The sequence below is a fragment of the Nonlabens ulvanivorans genome (assembly GCF_032922765.1).
Classification (GTDB): Bacteria; Bacteroidota; Bacteroidia; order Flavobacteriales; family Flavobacteriaceae; genus Nonlabens; species Nonlabens ulvanivorans.
The window spans coordinates 242,435-256,756 of sequence record NZ_CP136694.1 but is presented as its reverse complement, the minus strand read 5'-3'; the positions used below and the strand labels follow the sequence as shown (position 1 = coordinate 256,756).

Genomic DNA, 14,322 nt, shown 5'->3' with positions numbered 1-14,322 from the left:
CAAACTACCAATCTGCTACTACTTCTCTAGTCGCTTCAATAGTATTGTCTATATCCTCATTACTCAAGGCATTGTTTAAGAAATAACTTTCAAATGCACTCGGTGGTAAATAAACACCACGCTTTAAAAGTCCGTGGAAAAATTTCTTAAACCATTCATTATTTCCAGTGGCTGCACTAGCAAAGTCGATTACAGGCTGATCTGTAAAATGCACGGACATCATTGAACCATATCTATTGATTTGATAAGGCATTCCTTTCTCTTTTAAAACAGTATCAATTCCTTTATGAAGTCGTTCTGTTTTTTGGGCTAGACTTGAAAAAATATCTGGGTTGTTATTTAAATGAGATAGCATTGTTATACCAGCACTCATCGCCAGCGGATTTCCACTCAAGGTTCCTGCTTGATATACTGGACCTAGAGGTGCTAGATGATTCATGATTTCTTGTCTCGCACCAAATGCTCCTACTGGCAATCCACCACCTATCACTTTTCCATAAGTAACAATATCTGCTTTAACGCCAGTTGTTTCTTGCGCGCCACCTGCAGCAAGTCTGAAACCTGTCATTACCTCATCAAAAATGAACAAGGAATCGTTCTCATCACACAAAGACCTTATACCTTCTAGAAAACCTTCTTGCGGTACAATACATCCCATATTACCAGCGATAGGCTCTATGATTACGCAAGCTATTTCCCCTTCATTTTGCTTGAAAATCTCAGCAACTTGTTCGAGATTATTGTACTGTGCTAGCAGAGTATCCTTTGCAGTACCTTGAGTTACACCAGGACTGTTAGGACTACCAAAGGTAACCGCACCACTACCTGCTTGAATTAAGAATGAATCACTATGCCCGTGATAACATCCTGCAAATTTGATGATTTTATCTCGCCTTGTAAATCCTCGAGCTAGTCTTACTGCACTCATACAGGCCTCAGTACCAGAATTAACCATACGTATTTGATCCACATTAGGCGCCATAGAAACGGCAAGCTCTGCAATTTTTGTTTCTAATTCTGTAGGCATTCCGTACGAGGTACCTTTATCTGCGGCTGCTTTTACTGCATCTACAACAGGATCAAAGGCATGACCTAAAATCATAGGTCCCCATGAGGCGATATAATCAATAATTTTATTGCCATCGACATCATATAAATATGCGCCTTTAGCATGATCTACAAAAACAGGAGAACCACCTACAGCATTAAATGCACGAACAGGAGAATTGACTCCACCAGGAATTACTTTTTGCGCTTCTTTAAAAAGCGCACTACTACGTTGGTAACTAAATGACATTAAAAATCTTTAGAAATTGGTTTAACAATTAGGACTTGTCCTATACTTAAGGTTGTAGACTTCAAACTATTATAAGTTTTTAATTGTGCTACAGTAATATTATATTTTTTAGCGATACCATAAAGTGTATCTCCAGACTTAACGATATGATTTTCAGTTTTATCTGTTGATGTGGTCGTTTCTGTATAGGTTTTCACAGGATTCCCTAAAACAATGGCATCATATTGATATAACTCATACCTCTCAATAAGGCTTATTAATTTTTGTGGATATTTTTTATCTGTGGCATATCCTGCTTTGCGCAAACCATAGGCCCAACCCTTATAATCATCTTTTTCTAGCTTAAATAAGCTTGCGTACCTTTTACGCTGTGTTAAGAATAAGGAATGATCACGGTATGAATAATCTGGCGAAACGTATTTTCTAAAACATTCTTGATCTTCATCATCATCGTGATAGATACGCTCACCTGTCCATGCAGTGTGACACTTAATTCCAAAATGGTTATTTGCCTCTACCGACAATCTACCAAATCCAGATCCACTTTCTAAAATCCCTTGGGCTAGAGTTATACTTGCTGGAATTTTATAGAGATGCATTTCTTTCATAGCAACACCCTTAAATTCGTTGACATAGTTAGCCACCTTATCACCACTACGTGGCTTAATGGTTTCTGTTACCTTTTCTTCATCTTTTGTAACAACCGTTTTTTGCGGTTCATCAGCTTGGTTGTCATTACGTGTTTTGGATGTTTTGTCACGCTTTTTGGTAGTAACTACCTTTTTATTAGAGCCACAAGAAGCTATAAATAAACTAATAAGTGCGATGTAGAGTATGGACTTAAATTTCATTGATATAATCTAAGGTAATTTTGCCTTTCTTTTCAAGCATGGCGTTGTATCCTGCGACACTTTGTAAACCACCAGTATGAATGGCTAAAATACGAGTTTCTCCAGATATAACGCCAGTCTTAACAAGATGTTCTAATCGATACATCATTTTTCCGGTATAAATAGGTTCAAGTGGTATTCCCTTAGGATTTTGCTCAGTTACGCTTTCGCGAAAGCGTCCATTCATAAACTTAATCAATCCGTCACTAGACTTTGCATATCCACCAAATCTATTCTCATCAAAAACCATAAAATTCGCTCTATCTGTATACTGTGCAATTTCATCAAACATAAAATCACCTTTCAATGCAGAAAACACCAACACTTTCTGGTGTGGTGCAGTACTATTTATAATTCCAGCAGCAGTACCGCCAGTTCCTGCGGCAACACATATATAATCATAGTAATCTTTATCTTTAATTGTTAAGATTTCTTCAGTTCCTTTAACTGCGAGATCATTAGTTCCACCTTCAGGAATATTGAAAAATGAATCAAATTCCTTTTTCAAGGCAAATTGAAAAAAATCTTCATACTTACCTCTGTAAGCAGAACGAGAGACAAATTTAAATTGCATGCCTAATGCTTGTGCGGCATTTAAAGTCTTGTTTCCGGCAAGTGTTTTCTCTAGGTCATGTCCCAATTCTTCACCTCTAATAACACCTATCGTCTTAAATCCACAAATATTCCCAGCCGCGGCTGTTGCTGCTATATGATTGGAAAAAGCACCACCATATGTGAGTAACGTGTCTAAACCTAGTCGTTGCGCTGCTAGAATATTGTATTTCAATTTGCGCAGTTTATTTCCAGATACTTGAGTATGTAATAAATCTTCGCGTTTTATATCCACTATAATCGCTCCATCATTAAATTCACGATATCGCTGATTCACTGCATTTTTTACATTAAAAAGCTTCATACCCTATATTTTTGAGAGTAAAACTTTATAAAACTCCATGTATTACGGAATTTTAAGTAATCCAGATCACATTCCATAGCATAAGCTTCTCTTTCAAAAACAATATTGCGATAAGCTCTACCATGACTATACTTTAGTCTTAAGACACAATACTCTATTAAATACCAAATAAAAAAAAGTATTAATATCAACTCTAATTGTTGTCTAGCATGGATGCGCTCATGATTCATAAAAACTGGATCTTTTATGGACTTTTTATCTTGAACTAATAAAAATGGCCATATCACCATTCCATTTACCCATTTAAATAATGTAACGCGTCTTATAAACATGGAACAAAAATACCACTTCTAGGATTCTGCTACTACAATACTTTATAGACCGCCAACAGAATCGTATTTTTATACAATGAAAAAAATCATTCCCGTAGAAGAAGGAGATTACTACCTGACACCTCAAGGTTACAGATGCTTTACTGAGCAGTACCACCTTAAAAGAGGCTATTGTTGTAAAAGTGGTTGTCGCCACTGCCCTTACGGATATGATAAATCATCAGACAATATTAAAAAAAAACAATAATGCAAACAGCCGTAGATAATTCCTTAGTTCGCTTCCGCGAAAGCATAAAACAAGGAATTCCTGATACATTACCAGCACCTCATGTTTATAACAAAAATGTAAATCACGCACCTAAACGTAAAAAGATTCTTTCTACAGAAGAGGAAGAACTAGCCCTACGTAATGCCTTACGCTATTTTGAACCACATCATCATGCTATTTTACTTCCAGAGTTTAAGAAAGAACTTGATGATTATGGGCGTATCTATATGTATCGTTTCATGCCAGAGTATGAAATCAAGGCTCGTAATATTGAGGATTATCCACATCGCTCAAAACAGGCTGCGGCAATAATGTTAATGATTCAAAACAACTTAGATCACGCTGTAGCACAACATCCACATGAGTTGATTACTTATGGTGGTAATGGTGGTGTTTTTTCTAATTGGGCACAGTACCTACTGACCATGAAGTATCTAAGTGAGATGACAGATGAGCAAACACTGGCTATGTACAGTGGTCATCCCATGGGACTGTTCCCTTCTCATAAAGGCGCACCACGTTGCGTAGTAACTAATGGTATGATGATTCCTAACTATTCTCAACCTGATGACTGGGAAAAATTTAATGCACTAGGTGTTACTCAATATGGACAAATGACTGCTGGTTCATACATGTACATAGGACCTCAGGGAATTGTGCACGGTACTACTATAACTGTATTGAATGCTTTTAGAAAAATTAAACAAAAACCTACTGGTAATATTTTTGTTACCTCAGGTCTTGGTGGTATGAGTGGTGCACAACCTAAAGCCGGTAATATTGCTGGATGTATCACAATTTGTGCAGAGATGAATCCTAAAGCGGTTCACACAAGACATTCACAAGGCTGGGTTGATGTTGTAATTAATAATCCTACAGACTTAATTTCCAGAGTTCAAAAAGCGCAAGTAAATCAAGAAACTGTTTCTATTGCATATGAAGGTAACGTAGTGCATGTATGGGAAACTCTTTTTGAAACAAATATTCATGTCTCGATAGGAAGCGATCAGACTAGTTTACACAATCCGTGGGCTGGTGGCTATTATCCCGTCGACTTATCATTTGAAGAATCTAATGAGATGATGAGTAATCGTCCAGATGAATTTAAAAAAGAAGTACAACGATCTTTGCGCAGGCATGTTAAAGCCATAAATAATCATACTGCAAAAGGCACCTATTTCTTCGACTATGGTAACGCATTTTTACTAGAATCTAGCCGTGCAGATGCTGATATCGCTGGTGAAGACACAGAGTTCAGATATCCATCTTATGTACAAGACATTATGGGACCGATGTGTTTTGATTACGGCTTTGGTCCATTTAGATGGGTTTGCGCATCTAATGATCCCGAAGATCTTAAGAAAACAGATCAAATTGCGACAGATGTATTAGAGCAATTATCACAAGATGCACCTGAACGTATCCAACAGCAAATGCAGGATAATATAAAATGGATAAAAGGCGCTCAAGAGAATAAACTTGTAGTAGGTTCTCAAGCACGCATCCTTTATGCAGATGCGCAAGGACGTATAGAAATAGCAAGAGCATTTAACAAAGCCATTGCCGATGGTTACATAGGGCCAGTTATTCTGGGTCGTGATCATCACGATGTCTCTGGAACAGATTCTCCTTATCGAGAAACCTCTAATATATATGATGGCTCTCGTTTCACAGCAGATATGGCGATACAGAATGTAATAGGAGACAGTTTTAGAGGTGCAACTTGGGTTTCTATACATAATGGCGGTGGCGTTGGCTGGGGCGAAGTCATTAACGGTGGTTTCGGCATGTTTATTGATGGTACTATTGAAGCAGAAACGAGACTTGAGTCTATGCTTTTTTGGGATGTTAATAATGGTATTGCTAGACGTAACTGGGCTAGAAATGACAATGCTGTTTTTGCCATTAAAAGAGCTATGGAATTAAATCCACAGCTGCAAGTTACCTTACCGCATAGCGTGAGTGATGATTTATTGAATAAAGTTTAATTGCTTTTGAGAAAGTTGATTAGTAATCACGCTTTCGCGAAAGCGCAATCTATAAAGCCATGATAAAAAAAGCTACTTTACTAATCGCAGCAATCGTATTGCTAGTAGGATGTCAAACCGTGAGAGTTTCTCAAGACTATGCAGTAGGAACTGATTTTAATCAATTTAAGACCTACGGATATTTTAAACAAGGTATCGATGAGGCCGACATTAACGACTTAGATAAAAAACGTATTTTAAAAGCAATTGATGAACAAATGCTAGCAAGCGGCTGGGCAAAATCACAAACTCCAGACGTCATGATTAATATCTTTACTAAAACTCAACAGCGTGTAGATGTGTACAATAATTGGGGCTGGAATGCTGGCTTTGGTTGGGGCTGGGGCGGATTAGGTTGGAATAACGGTTTTGGCGGTAATAATGTTAATACAGTAAATGAAGGTGTATTACATATTGACTTTATAGATGCACAGAAAAAAGAATTGATATGGCAAGGTGTAGGAACTGCACCAATACGTAGTAATGATCCAGTTAAAAAAACAGAACGAATCAATAAGATTGTTCAAGAAATTTTAATGCAATATCCACCGCAGTAAGGTTAATTCTCATTTTATATTTATGACAATTCCTTTTTATGTATTTGAAATTAAATTGTTATAAATATTAAATCTATTAATTCACTTTAACCTCATATGTGATCTCCACACACTTATCAAAACTCTTTGAAACAGAGCAGTATTTATCAAAACTTAAATCGGCTGCTTTTTGAGCTTTATCTGGATTGATGTCTCCTTCTAATTTCACAAGAACATGCATAGATTTAAATGGCTTAGAATCATCTAACTCATAACGCTCTCCAGTGACCTCAACCTTATAACTAGTAATATTCTGGCGTTGTTTTTTTAAAATCGCGATAATATCTATCGCACTACAAGAGCCTACACCCATAAGAAGTAACTCCATAGGACTTACTCCTTGAACTGTTTCCATACCGCTATGGTCTATCATCACGGTGTTTCCAGAAACACCTTTTGCCTCTAGTAGATATTCTGTGTTTTTTCTTTCTATTTGTACTTTCATTTTCGCTCTTTAATAATTAAGAATTTCCTCAATCTTAGTTTTTACTTTCTCTGTACTAGGAATCATCGTTTCCTCAAGAACAGAATTTAATGGAATCGCTGGCATATTTTCAGATCCTATGACCATTACCGGAGCGTCGATGTATTTGAAACATTCTTCTTGAATGCGACCTTGTAAGGCACGTGAGAAACTATTCTCACTAGGTTCTTCAGTAACTACCAGGCATTTACCACATTTCTTTACACTCGCAAAAACCGTTTCATAATCTAGTGGATGCAGCGTTCTTAAATCCACTACTTCTACTCTATCCTGTAAACCAAGTTCTTCTGTAGCATTCATTGCCCAGTGCACACCCATTCCATAAGTAATAATACTCAAGGTTTCTTCTTCTTCTTTTTTCCAGATTTCTTGTAGTACCCATGCTTTTCCAAACGGCAACACATAGTCCTCACTAGGTTCTACACTTGTAGCGCCTTTAGTTCCTTTTACTTTAGACCAATACAATCCTTTATGCTCAAAAATCACCACCGGATTAGGATCATAATAAGCAGCTTTCATCAATCCTTTTAAATCGGCACCATTTGATGGATAGGCGATTTTAAGACCTCTTATGTTAGAAACCACACTTTCCATAGAACTAGAATGGTAAGGACCACCAGAACCGTAAGCACCTATAGGTACTCTCAATATCATTGACACTGGCCATTTACCATTACTTAAGTAATTAGATCGAGAAACCTCTGTAAATAACTGGTTCAATCCAGGCCAGATATAATCTGCAAATTGCACTTCTACAATCGGTTTTAAACCTGCGGCACTCATTCCTACGGTACTACCTACTATAAATGCTTCTTGAATAGGCGTGTTGAAAACTCTATTATCGCCAAATTTTTGCGCTAGCGTTGCTGCTTCTCTAAAAACACCACCTAATCTACCACCTACATCTTGCCCATATAACAAGCATTCTGGATGTTTTTTCATCAATTCTTCAATGGCAAATAGAGCACAATCTACCATCACGACTTTCTCCGCACCTAATGGAGAGCGCTCTCCTTTTTCTTCCGTTATTGGCGTTGGTGCAAAGTCATGTGTGAATAAATCTGCTGGCTCAGGATCGGGCATTTTCATTGCTTGATCAAGAGATTTTTCAGATTCCGCTTTCGCGAAAGCGTCATAACCATCTAAATCCTGCTCACTAAATCCATTATCGAGAAGTAACTGTCTCATACGCGGATATGGATCACGGCTTCTCGCCTCTTCCAAATCATCGCGATAAAATTCCATTCTTACACCACTCGTGTGGTGATTTAATAACGGCACTGTAGCGTGAACCAGAAACGGTCTACGTTCTGTTCTTATTTTTTCAATCACCTCGTTTAAGGTGTTGTAACTTTCTCGAAAATCAGTCCCATCGATAGAAATAGCTTCTATACCGTGGAATCCCGCAGCATATTCGGCAGCATTTTGTGCACGAGTTTCAGCAGCGTTTGCACTGATATCCCAACCGTTATCTTGTACTAAATAAAGAATAGGCAACTGTTTCAAAGCCGCCATTTGAAAAGCCTCAGCAATCTCTCCTTCTGTTACTGATGCGTCACCTAGAGAACAAACTACAATGGAATCAGAACTTGAACTTGAACTCGAACTTGAATCAATAGCTGCTCGTTGCTCGTCAGTTAAACTCTCTCGATAGTGAAATCCTAACGCTACACCAGTAGCAGGAATAGCCTGCATTCCTGTAGCACTAGATTGATGTGGTATTTTAGGTTTATCGATATCATTCAACGATGGATGTGAGTAGTAGGTACGTCCACCAGAGAAAGGATCATCTTTTTTAGCCAGCAATTGCAACATTAGATCATAAGGTTTCATCCCTATAGAAAGTAACATCGCGTCATCGCGGTAATATGGAAAAGCATAATCTTGTGGTAACAACTGCATTCCTAGCGCAGTCTGAATCACCTCATGACCACGACTGGTGGCATGCACATACTTAGAAACTGTTTTAAAGTTCTCTTCGTAGAGTTCCGCCATAGCTTTGGCAGTGGTTAGGTTTTTATATCCGAATTCTAAAATTTCTTTACTTATTTTCATAATATCTTGAATTTCCGCACTTGATGCGGAATCTGATTATACTTACTCCATACTAATTAATAATTCTCATCATCCCACCAAGCCTCTGCAAGATCTAGCCATTCTGGATTATCCTTTTCAATAAGGTCTATTTTCCATTGCCGTTTCCACTTCTTCAGCTTTTTCTCTCTTGCTTGTGCCTCTTGAACCCATTGAAATTCTTCAAAATAGACCAGTTTTTTAGTCTGGTATCTTTTAGAGAATGCTTTTTTATATTTTTCTTCCTTGTGCTGATTTATTCTATGTTTTATATCATCGGTCATTCCTACATATAAAACACCATCTTTCTTGTTAGAAAGTAAATAGACATAATATTTGTGCTCGTAACTGGCCATTAGATAAAACTAGCAGTTTCCGCATCGAGCGCGGAAAATCAATTTCATTAATAATCTTTATCAGGCGCTGCCTCTAGATTCAAAGCCACTTGCTTTAAAAAACTACCTCCTAAAAATCCATCTACTACTCTATGGTCAAATGATAATGATAACATCATCATACTACGTATTTCTATAGAATCTACTCCATCGCGTGTCATTACCTCAGCACGTTTTTTAATGATTCCTGTTGCTAGAATAGCTACCTCTGGTTGATTAATAATAGGTGTTCCCATTAATGAACCAAAAGTTCCCACATTTGATATCGTAAATGTTCCTCCTTTAATATCGTCTCCACCTAATTTATTCTCACGTGCTAGGTTTGCCATGCGATTCACATCGGCTGCAATGTCTTGTAGAGATTTTTGGTCTGCATTTTTTACCACAGGTACTATTAAATTACCTGATGGTAATGCCGTCGCCATACCTACGTTGATATTTTCTTTAACGATGATATTGGAACCATCTACACTAGCGTTGATATTAGGATATTCCTTAATTGCTCTCGCTACCGCATCTACAAAAAGCGGTGTAAACGTTAATCGCTCACCGTATTTTTCTTGAAAAGGTGCTTTATTTTTATTACGCCAGTTCACTAAATCTGTAAGATCTGCCTCCACATAAGCAGTCACATGTGGACTTGTATGTTTAGAATACACCATATGATCTGCAATCATAGAGCGCATGCGGTCCATTTTTATAATAGTTCCAGTTCCTTTATCCAGTTTTAATTGTGGTATACGATATGCCGTAGGATCTGGTTCATTATTTACTGCTTGTGCAAATTGAAAAGATCTTCCTTCGTTGAGATAGTTCACCACATCGCTTTTCCTCAATCTACCTTCATGACCAGTTGCTGGTATGCGAGCTAGTTCTTCATAAGACATATGATGTTTGCGCGCCATACTATCAATAAGCGGACTCACAAAAAGATCTTGATTCACATAAGAATTAGAAACCGAAGTAGTTTTTGAAGTTGTCTTTACTGGTTTAGGCTGCTTACTCACAGAAGATTCACTCTTAACTACCGTATTAGAATCAGCAGATTTTGGAGCGGCAACCGTCTTTACAGACCCATCTGACTCTTCAAATTGAGCAATCACGCTACCTATTTCTACCACATCACCGTTAGCGCATAAATGCTTAGACATTATCCCTGCCGCTGGTGCTGGCACTTCATTATCTACCTTATCTGTACCTACTTCAACAAGAATATCACCTTCTTCAAAAGCTTCTCCTTCTTGAACTAGCCAGTTAAGTATTGTTCCTTCTGTTATTGATTCTCCCATTTTTGGGAGCAAAAAATCCATAGTCTTTGCCATGGTATAAAAATAAGAAAACTAACGCTTGTTAGTCGCATAAATTTTGTTGTAATTCCGCTTTCGCGAAAGCGGAATTCTCAAAATCAAAAAATCATTACTTATTTTCACGTTGTTAAAGAAGAAAGAATGCAAATTCATTATAAGGAAAAAGCGCTGCTAGCAAATCAATATAAAATTGAAAAAGCAGAACGCTCCAAAAATTGGATAGGACGCAACTGGATTAATGTTTTATTGTTTGGTGTTTTTATCAGCTTTGTAGGACCTACTTATACAAGTGTTGCTGACGGTGTTTATAGAAAAAAGAGTGTTACGGCGTTAGATCTTAGCGATTTTGGATATTTCGGAACTGTACTATGCATCGCAATATGGTACGCTGCATGTATGACTATCGCTTATTTTGTCTGGAATTATCAGGATAATAGAAAAATAGATCGATTAAAAATGAACGAATACAGCTTCAAAAAGAATTAGAAGAATTACGTCAACCAGAATAAACAACCTTTTTTGTAAATCATCAAGTATAAAAAAACCAGAGCGATTGACTCTGGTTTTTAAATAACTTATGACTTGTTAAATATTAATTATTATTAGGAGCCATAAATTTATAGACGACTCCTGCTAGAGCTGCTCCTACAATAGGTGCTACCCAGAATAACCATAATTGCCCCATAGCGTCTGCGCCTGCAAAAATAGCCACGGCTGTACTACGAGCTGGATTAACTGATGTGTTAGTTACTGGTATGCTTATTAAATGAATTAAAGTTAAAGCAAGACCAATTGCCATACCTCCAAATCCTGGTGAAGCATTTTTATGTGTCGCTCCTAAAATCACTATTAAAAACATAAAAGTCATAACAACCTCGATAACTAATGCTCCCACTAATCCAAAGTTTACACCGTAAACATTTGCATCATAAAAATTAGTAGCAAACGCACCTGGATTAGACCCTAGTCCTGTAAAATCTGCAGAGCTACTTACAATAAGATAAAGTACCGCAGCACCTACAGCGCCACCTAATACCTGTGAAACAATATATCCTAGAAGATCTTTGCCTTCAAATCTACCGCCCATAAACAAACCTATGGATACAGCTGGATTAAAATGTCCACCAGATATATGTCCTAATGCATATGCTCCTGTTAATACGGTAAGTCCAAAAGCTAAAGAAACACCTACGAGTCCTATTCCTATATCTGGAATGCCAGCTGCGAGTACTGCACTTCCACATCCACCTAGTACAAGCCAAAAAGTTCCAATAAATTCTGCTAATAGTTTTTTCATAAAAATAAATTTAAGTTGGTTAAAAATAAGTAAACTACTCATTATCAATCACCTAATTTATTACACAATTTTCATTTATCAAAAAAAGCAATACGCAAATGATGTAATCTCTACAAATAACACAAAAAACAGACGAGATACTACTCCTTTTTTATCTCTTGTAGCGTCTTATAAAAATCTTCTTGAATCGGTCTGTTTTCTGGGATTTCACGCAGCGGCTTTACTTCTCTCATCGTCTCGTGACAATCTGCTGGTAATTGCTTATATAATTTTGTGCCAGCGGTTTTCCAGGCAATCATTTGGTCTGAGACTTCTTTGATTTTTTTGGCTGGATTCCCTACGATAAGACTGCGTGGTTCAAAAACAGCTTCGGCTTTTACAAATGCCATAGCTCCAACTATACATTCATCTCCTATAGTTGCGTCATCCATTATCACACTATTCATACCTATCATACAATTGCTTCCTAGGTTTGCACCATGAATAATAGCGCCGTGACCTACATGAGCGCTTTCTTTAAGTGTAATGCTTTTACCAGGAAACATATGTACGGTACAGTTCTCCTGAACATTAACACCATCTTCTAATATAATCTCGCCCCAATCGCCACGTATCACAGCACTAGGACCTACGTAACAGTTCTTACCTATGATTACATTACCAATAATTGTAGCTTGTGGATGAACAAAACTGGACTCGTGAATTACTGGAATCTGGGATTTGAAAGAGTAGATCATGTGGTATGTGGTATGTGGTATGTGGTATGTGGTATGTGGTATGTGGTATGTGGTATGTGGTATGTGGTATGTGGTAAATTATGATTCACTCAATCGCTGACGAATTTTAGATCGCAAACTTGTCAACATTTTCTGTATTGTAGTGATTTGTTTACGAATTTCTTCCCTTTGTTCATAGGAGATATACTCACGCATTAAAGCTTTCTCATTTGCTGACACACATTCGTTTGAACTATGCAGTGCATGATTAATATGTTTCACAAATTGTGCATCACTTCCTGGATAACCTTCAGCAATATTAAGTGCAATAGAGTCAGCTGCTCTTCTAAATTGAGAACTTAAGGCATATAATTCTCTTTGCGGAAAATTAATTACCAATTGATCTACTTCCTCACCAAAACTCATAGCTTTTTGATAGACCAACAAATCTTCAAATTTAAAATGATATTGACTATTCATAATGTTTTAACTGAAACTCATCACACATACCTATAACCTAAGCGAAGCGCTTCAACGTTTCCTTTGTAAACTCACTCAAAACAAGTCTCCCTGAAATTTTTGCTCTTTCAAAAAGTAATTGATCCCAGTTTTCACAACCAGACCAGAACATTTTTTTCATTTCTGCCATGGCATCTGGATTATAAGTACAAAGGTTTTCGGCAAATGCTTTTATTCCTGCATCCATTTCTTCTGAAGAATCATAAACCTCAGCAAAAAGGCCGTTTTCTTTTGCCCATTTCGGTGTGTAGAATTCGTTTGCGTTGATAGCAATCTGACTCATTCCTGTTAAACCTAATTTACGTTCCACCGCTGGACCTACCACAAATGGCCCGATTCCTATGTTGAGTTCGCTTAATTTAATACTGGCAAATTTAGTAGCAAAGCAATAGTCCGTTGCACTTGCTATACCTACTCCACCACCAACGGTTTTACCTTGTACACGACCTAGTATAAATTTAGGACACTTGCGCATGGCATTAATCACATTTGCAAAACCAGAGAAGAATATCTCTCCTGTTTTTGCATCGTTTACAGCTATTAATTCTTTAAAGCTAGCTCCTGCACAAAAAGTGCGTTCTCCACCAGATTTTAGGATGATCACCTTAGTAGCGTCATCGTTACCAGCATCTGTAATAGCTTGCGCAAGTTGTGCTAGAATATCACCTGGCAACGAGTTGTGCGCTGGGTGAAAGAATTCTATGGTTTGTATTTGATTTTCTGTTGTTGTTTTTACGTATTCCTTAGTCATAGCCGTAGGCTGCATCCGCGCAGGCGGATGTCTCTTTATTTGAGCAACTACCGTTTATGAAATTCACAAACCAAGAAGTTACTCTTGTTAAACTTATATTTTTATTCTCATCATCTCAAAACTCAAATCCCAATCTGAACTCAAATCTATCCACTCTGGATTTTTTTCTTCTATAATTCTTATTTTCCAAGCTCGATTCCATTTTTTTAGTTGTTTTTCTCTTTTATGCGCTTCTTCCCAAGTTCCTTTTACTACTTCGTAATAAACTAACCAATCTACATTGTATTTTGAGGAGAAAGATGTTTTATATTTCTTAGTCTATGCTCAAAGGTTCTTCTTTTGATATCATCAGTTGCACCTACATAAAGTATTCTATTATTTTTACTAGACATTATGTAAACATAGTAGGTTTTCACTGTTATGGATTGTACAATTTAATATTCATTACGATGGT

General features: G+C 37.2%; 17 protein-coding genes. 4 read left to right on the top strand and 13 right to left on the bottom strand.

Going from position 1 to position 14,322, the window contains the following annotated elements; all coding sequences use genetic code 11:
• Positions 1-4 precede the first annotated feature (4 nt).
• From hemL to R1T42_RS01050, 4 genes are read right to left on the bottom strand one after another with little or no spacing between them, the layout of a single operon-like run.
• Positions 5-1,297, bottom strand: a complete 1,293-nt coding sequence (gene hemL / locus R1T42_RS01065; protein ID WP_317290958.1) for a glutamate-1-semialdehyde 2,1-aminomutase — start codon at positions 1,295-1,297, stop codon at positions 5-7.
• Positions 1,297-2,148 (bottom strand): glucosaminidase domain-containing protein, encoded by an 852-nt coding sequence (locus tag R1T42_RS01060; protein WP_042271804.1) that lies wholly within the window; start codon positions 2,146-2,148, stop codon positions 1,297-1,299. Before R1T42_RS01060 ends, hemL begins: the two co-directional genes overlap by 1 nt.
• Positions 2,138-3,103, bottom strand: a complete 966-nt coding sequence (locus R1T42_RS01055) for a 1-aminocyclopropane-1-carboxylate deaminase/D-cysteine desulfhydrase (RefSeq protein WP_317290957.1) — start codon at positions 3,101-3,103, stop codon at positions 2,138-2,140. The genes R1T42_RS01060 and R1T42_RS01055 overlap by 11 nt, the downstream gene beginning before the upstream one ends.
• Positions 3,100-3,435 carry a hypothetical protein gene (locus R1T42_RS01050; RefSeq protein ID WP_317290956.1) on the bottom strand — a complete coding sequence of 112 codons (336 nt, stop codon included), beginning with the start codon at positions 3,433-3,435 and terminating at the stop codon, positions 3,100-3,102. Before R1T42_RS01050 ends, R1T42_RS01055 begins: the two co-directional genes overlap by 4 nt.
• Positions 3,436-3,511: 76 nt before the next feature.
• Here R1T42_RS01050 and R1T42_RS01045 point away from each other — a divergent pair, with 76 nt between their 5' ends.
• Genes R1T42_RS01045 through R1T42_RS01035 form a run of 3 tightly spaced genes read left to right on the top strand, consistent with a single transcriptional unit; the run spans position 3,512 to position 6,287 of the window.
• Positions 3,512-3,682, top strand: a complete 171-nt coding sequence (locus R1T42_RS01045) for a DUF5522 domain-containing protein (RefSeq protein ID WP_317290955.1) — start codon at positions 3,512-3,514, stop codon at positions 3,680-3,682.
• Complete coding sequence (locus R1T42_RS01040) at positions 3,682-5,691, top strand: urocanate hydratase (RefSeq protein ID WP_317290954.1); 2,010 nt, start codon at positions 3,682-3,684, stop codon at positions 5,689-5,691. Before R1T42_RS01045 ends, R1T42_RS01040 begins: the two co-directional genes overlap by 1 nt.
• Positions 5,692-5,750: 59 nt before the next feature.
• Positions 5,751-6,287 (top strand): DUF4136 domain-containing protein, encoded by a 537-nt coding sequence (locus tag R1T42_RS01035; RefSeq protein WP_317290953.1) that lies wholly within the window; start codon positions 5,751-5,753, stop codon positions 6,285-6,287.
• 76 nt (positions 6,288-6,363) lie between these two features.
• Here the strand turns inward: R1T42_RS01035 and R1T42_RS01030 are convergent, their stop codons facing one another.
• The 4 genes from R1T42_RS01030 to R1T42_RS01015 are packed head-to-tail and all read right to left on the bottom strand — an operon-like array spanning position 6,364 to position 10,567.
• The gene (locus tag R1T42_RS01030) at positions 6,364-6,771 is read right to left on the bottom strand and encodes an OsmC family protein (protein ID WP_317290952.1); all 408 of its coding nucleotides are present in this window, start codon (positions 6,769-6,771) and stop codon (positions 6,364-6,366) included.
• Positions 6,772-6,780: 9 nt separating this feature from the next.
• Positions 6,781-8,865 (bottom strand): alpha-ketoacid dehydrogenase subunit alpha/beta, encoded by a 2,085-nt coding sequence (locus R1T42_RS01025; protein WP_317290951.1) that lies wholly within the window; start codon positions 8,863-8,865, stop codon positions 6,781-6,783.
• Positions 8,866-8,921: 56 nt separating this feature from the next.
• Positions 8,922-9,239, bottom strand: a complete 318-nt coding sequence (locus tag R1T42_RS01020; RefSeq protein ID WP_317290950.1) for a GIY-YIG nuclease family protein — start codon at positions 9,237-9,239, stop codon at positions 8,922-8,924.
• Between the two features lie 47 nt (positions 9,240-9,286).
• Positions 9,287-10,567, bottom strand: coding sequence for a dihydrolipoamide acetyltransferase family protein (locus R1T42_RS01015; protein ID WP_394805717.1), 1,281 nt, complete (start codon positions 10,565-10,567; stop codon positions 9,287-9,289).
• Positions 10,568-10,726: 159 nt separating this feature from the next.
• On the opposite strand from R1T42_RS01015, the gene R1T42_RS01010 reads away from it, so the two are divergent.
• On the top strand, positions 10,727-11,071 hold the full coding sequence (locus R1T42_RS01010) for a hypothetical protein (protein ID WP_317290949.1): 345 nt from the start codon (positions 10,727-10,729) through the stop codon (positions 11,069-11,071).
• A 106-nt stretch (positions 11,072-11,177) separates the two neighbouring features.
• On the opposite strand, the gene aqpZ is transcribed toward R1T42_RS01010, so the two are convergent.
• From aqpZ to R1T42_RS00985, 5 genes are all read right to left on the bottom strand, one after another.
• Positions 11,178-11,882, bottom strand: coding sequence for an aquaporin Z (aqpZ, locus tag R1T42_RS01005; protein WP_317290948.1), 705 nt, complete (start codon positions 11,880-11,882; stop codon positions 11,178-11,180).
• Between the two features lie 140 nt (positions 11,883-12,022).
• Entirely contained in the window at positions 12,023-12,619 is a 597-nt protein-coding gene (locus R1T42_RS01000) for an acyltransferase (RefSeq protein ID WP_317290947.1), read from the bottom strand.
• A gap of 78 nt (positions 12,620-12,697) precedes the next feature.
• Positions 12,698-13,078 carry a four helix bundle protein gene (locus R1T42_RS00995; protein WP_317290946.1) on the bottom strand — a complete coding sequence of 127 codons (381 nt, stop codon included), beginning with the start codon at positions 13,076-13,078 and terminating at the stop codon, positions 12,698-12,700.
• 37 nt (positions 13,079-13,115) lie between these two features.
• Positions 13,116-13,868 (bottom strand): enoyl-CoA hydratase/isomerase family protein, encoded by a 753-nt coding sequence (locus tag R1T42_RS00990; RefSeq protein ID WP_317290945.1) that lies wholly within the window; start codon positions 13,866-13,868, stop codon positions 13,116-13,118.
• A gap of 275 nt (positions 13,869-14,143) precedes the next feature.
• Entirely contained in the window at positions 14,144-14,260 is a 117-nt protein-coding gene (locus R1T42_RS00985; protein WP_317291850.1) for a GIY-YIG nuclease family protein, read from the bottom strand.
• Between the last annotated feature and the right edge of the window lie 62 nt (positions 14,261-14,322).

What these genes read in the sequence shown, in the direction of transcription:
- R1T42_RS01050 (WP_317290956.1), bottom strand. Translation starts at nt 3,435, where the DNA reads ATGTTTATAAGACGCGTTACATTATTTAAATGGGTAAATGGAATGGTG.
- R1T42_RS01010 (WP_317290949.1), top strand. Translation starts at nt 10,727, where the DNA reads ATGCAAATTCATTATAAGGAAAAAGCGCTGCTAGCAAATCAATATAAA.
- R1T42_RS01025 (WP_317290951.1), bottom strand. Translation starts at nt 8,865, where the DNA reads ATGAAAATAAGTAAAGAAATTTTAGAATTCGGATATAAAAACCTAACC.
- R1T42_RS01040 (WP_317290954.1), top strand. Translation starts at nt 3,682, where the DNA reads ATGCAAACAGCCGTAGATAATTCCTTAGTTCGCTTCCGCGAAAGCATA.
- R1T42_RS00985 (WP_317291850.1), bottom strand. Translation starts at nt 14,260, where the DNA reads ATGTCTAGTAAAAATAATAGAATACTTTATGTAGGTGCAACTGATGAT.
- R1T42_RS00990 (WP_317290945.1), bottom strand. Translation starts at nt 13,868, where the DNA reads ATGACTAAGGAATACGTAAAAACAACAACAGAAAATCAAATACAAACC.
- R1T42_RS01045 (WP_317290955.1), top strand. Translation starts at nt 3,512, where the DNA reads ATGAAAAAAATCATTCCCGTAGAAGAAGGAGATTACTACCTGACACCT.
- R1T42_RS01060 (WP_042271804.1), bottom strand. Translation starts at nt 2,148, where the DNA reads ATGAAATTTAAGTCCATACTCTACATCGCACTTATTAGTTTATTTATA.
- R1T42_RS01000 (WP_317290947.1), bottom strand. Translation starts at nt 12,619, where the DNA reads ATGATCTACTCTTTCAAATCCCAGATTCCAGTAATTCACGAGTCCAGT.
- hemL (WP_317290958.1), bottom strand. Translation starts at nt 1,297, where the DNA reads ATGTCATTTAGTTACCAACGTAGTAGTGCGCTTTTTAAAGAAGCGCAA.
- aqpZ (WP_317290948.1), bottom strand. Translation starts at nt 11,882, where the DNA reads ATGAAAAAACTATTAGCAGAATTTATTGGAACTTTTTGGCTTGTACTA.
- R1T42_RS00995 (WP_317290946.1), bottom strand. Translation starts at nt 13,078, where the DNA reads ATGAATAGTCAATATCATTTTAAATTTGAAGATTTGTTGGTCTATCAA.
- R1T42_RS01020 (WP_317290950.1), bottom strand. Translation starts at nt 9,239, where the DNA reads ATGGCCAGTTACGAGCACAAATATTATGTCTATTTACTTTCTAACAAG.
- R1T42_RS01055 (WP_317290957.1), bottom strand. Translation starts at nt 3,103, where the DNA reads ATGAAGCTTTTTAATGTAAAAAATGCAGTGAATCAGCGATATCGTGAA.
- R1T42_RS01015 (WP_394805717.1), bottom strand. Translation starts at nt 10,567, where the DNA reads ATGGGAGAATCAATAACAGAAGGAACAATACTTAACTGGCTAGTTCAA.
- R1T42_RS01035 (WP_317290953.1), top strand. Translation starts at nt 5,751, where the DNA reads ATGATAAAAAAAGCTACTTTACTAATCGCAGCAATCGTATTGCTAGTA.
- R1T42_RS01030 (WP_317290952.1), bottom strand. Translation starts at nt 6,771, where the DNA reads ATGAAAGTACAAATAGAAAGAAAAAACACAGAATATCTACTAGAGGCA.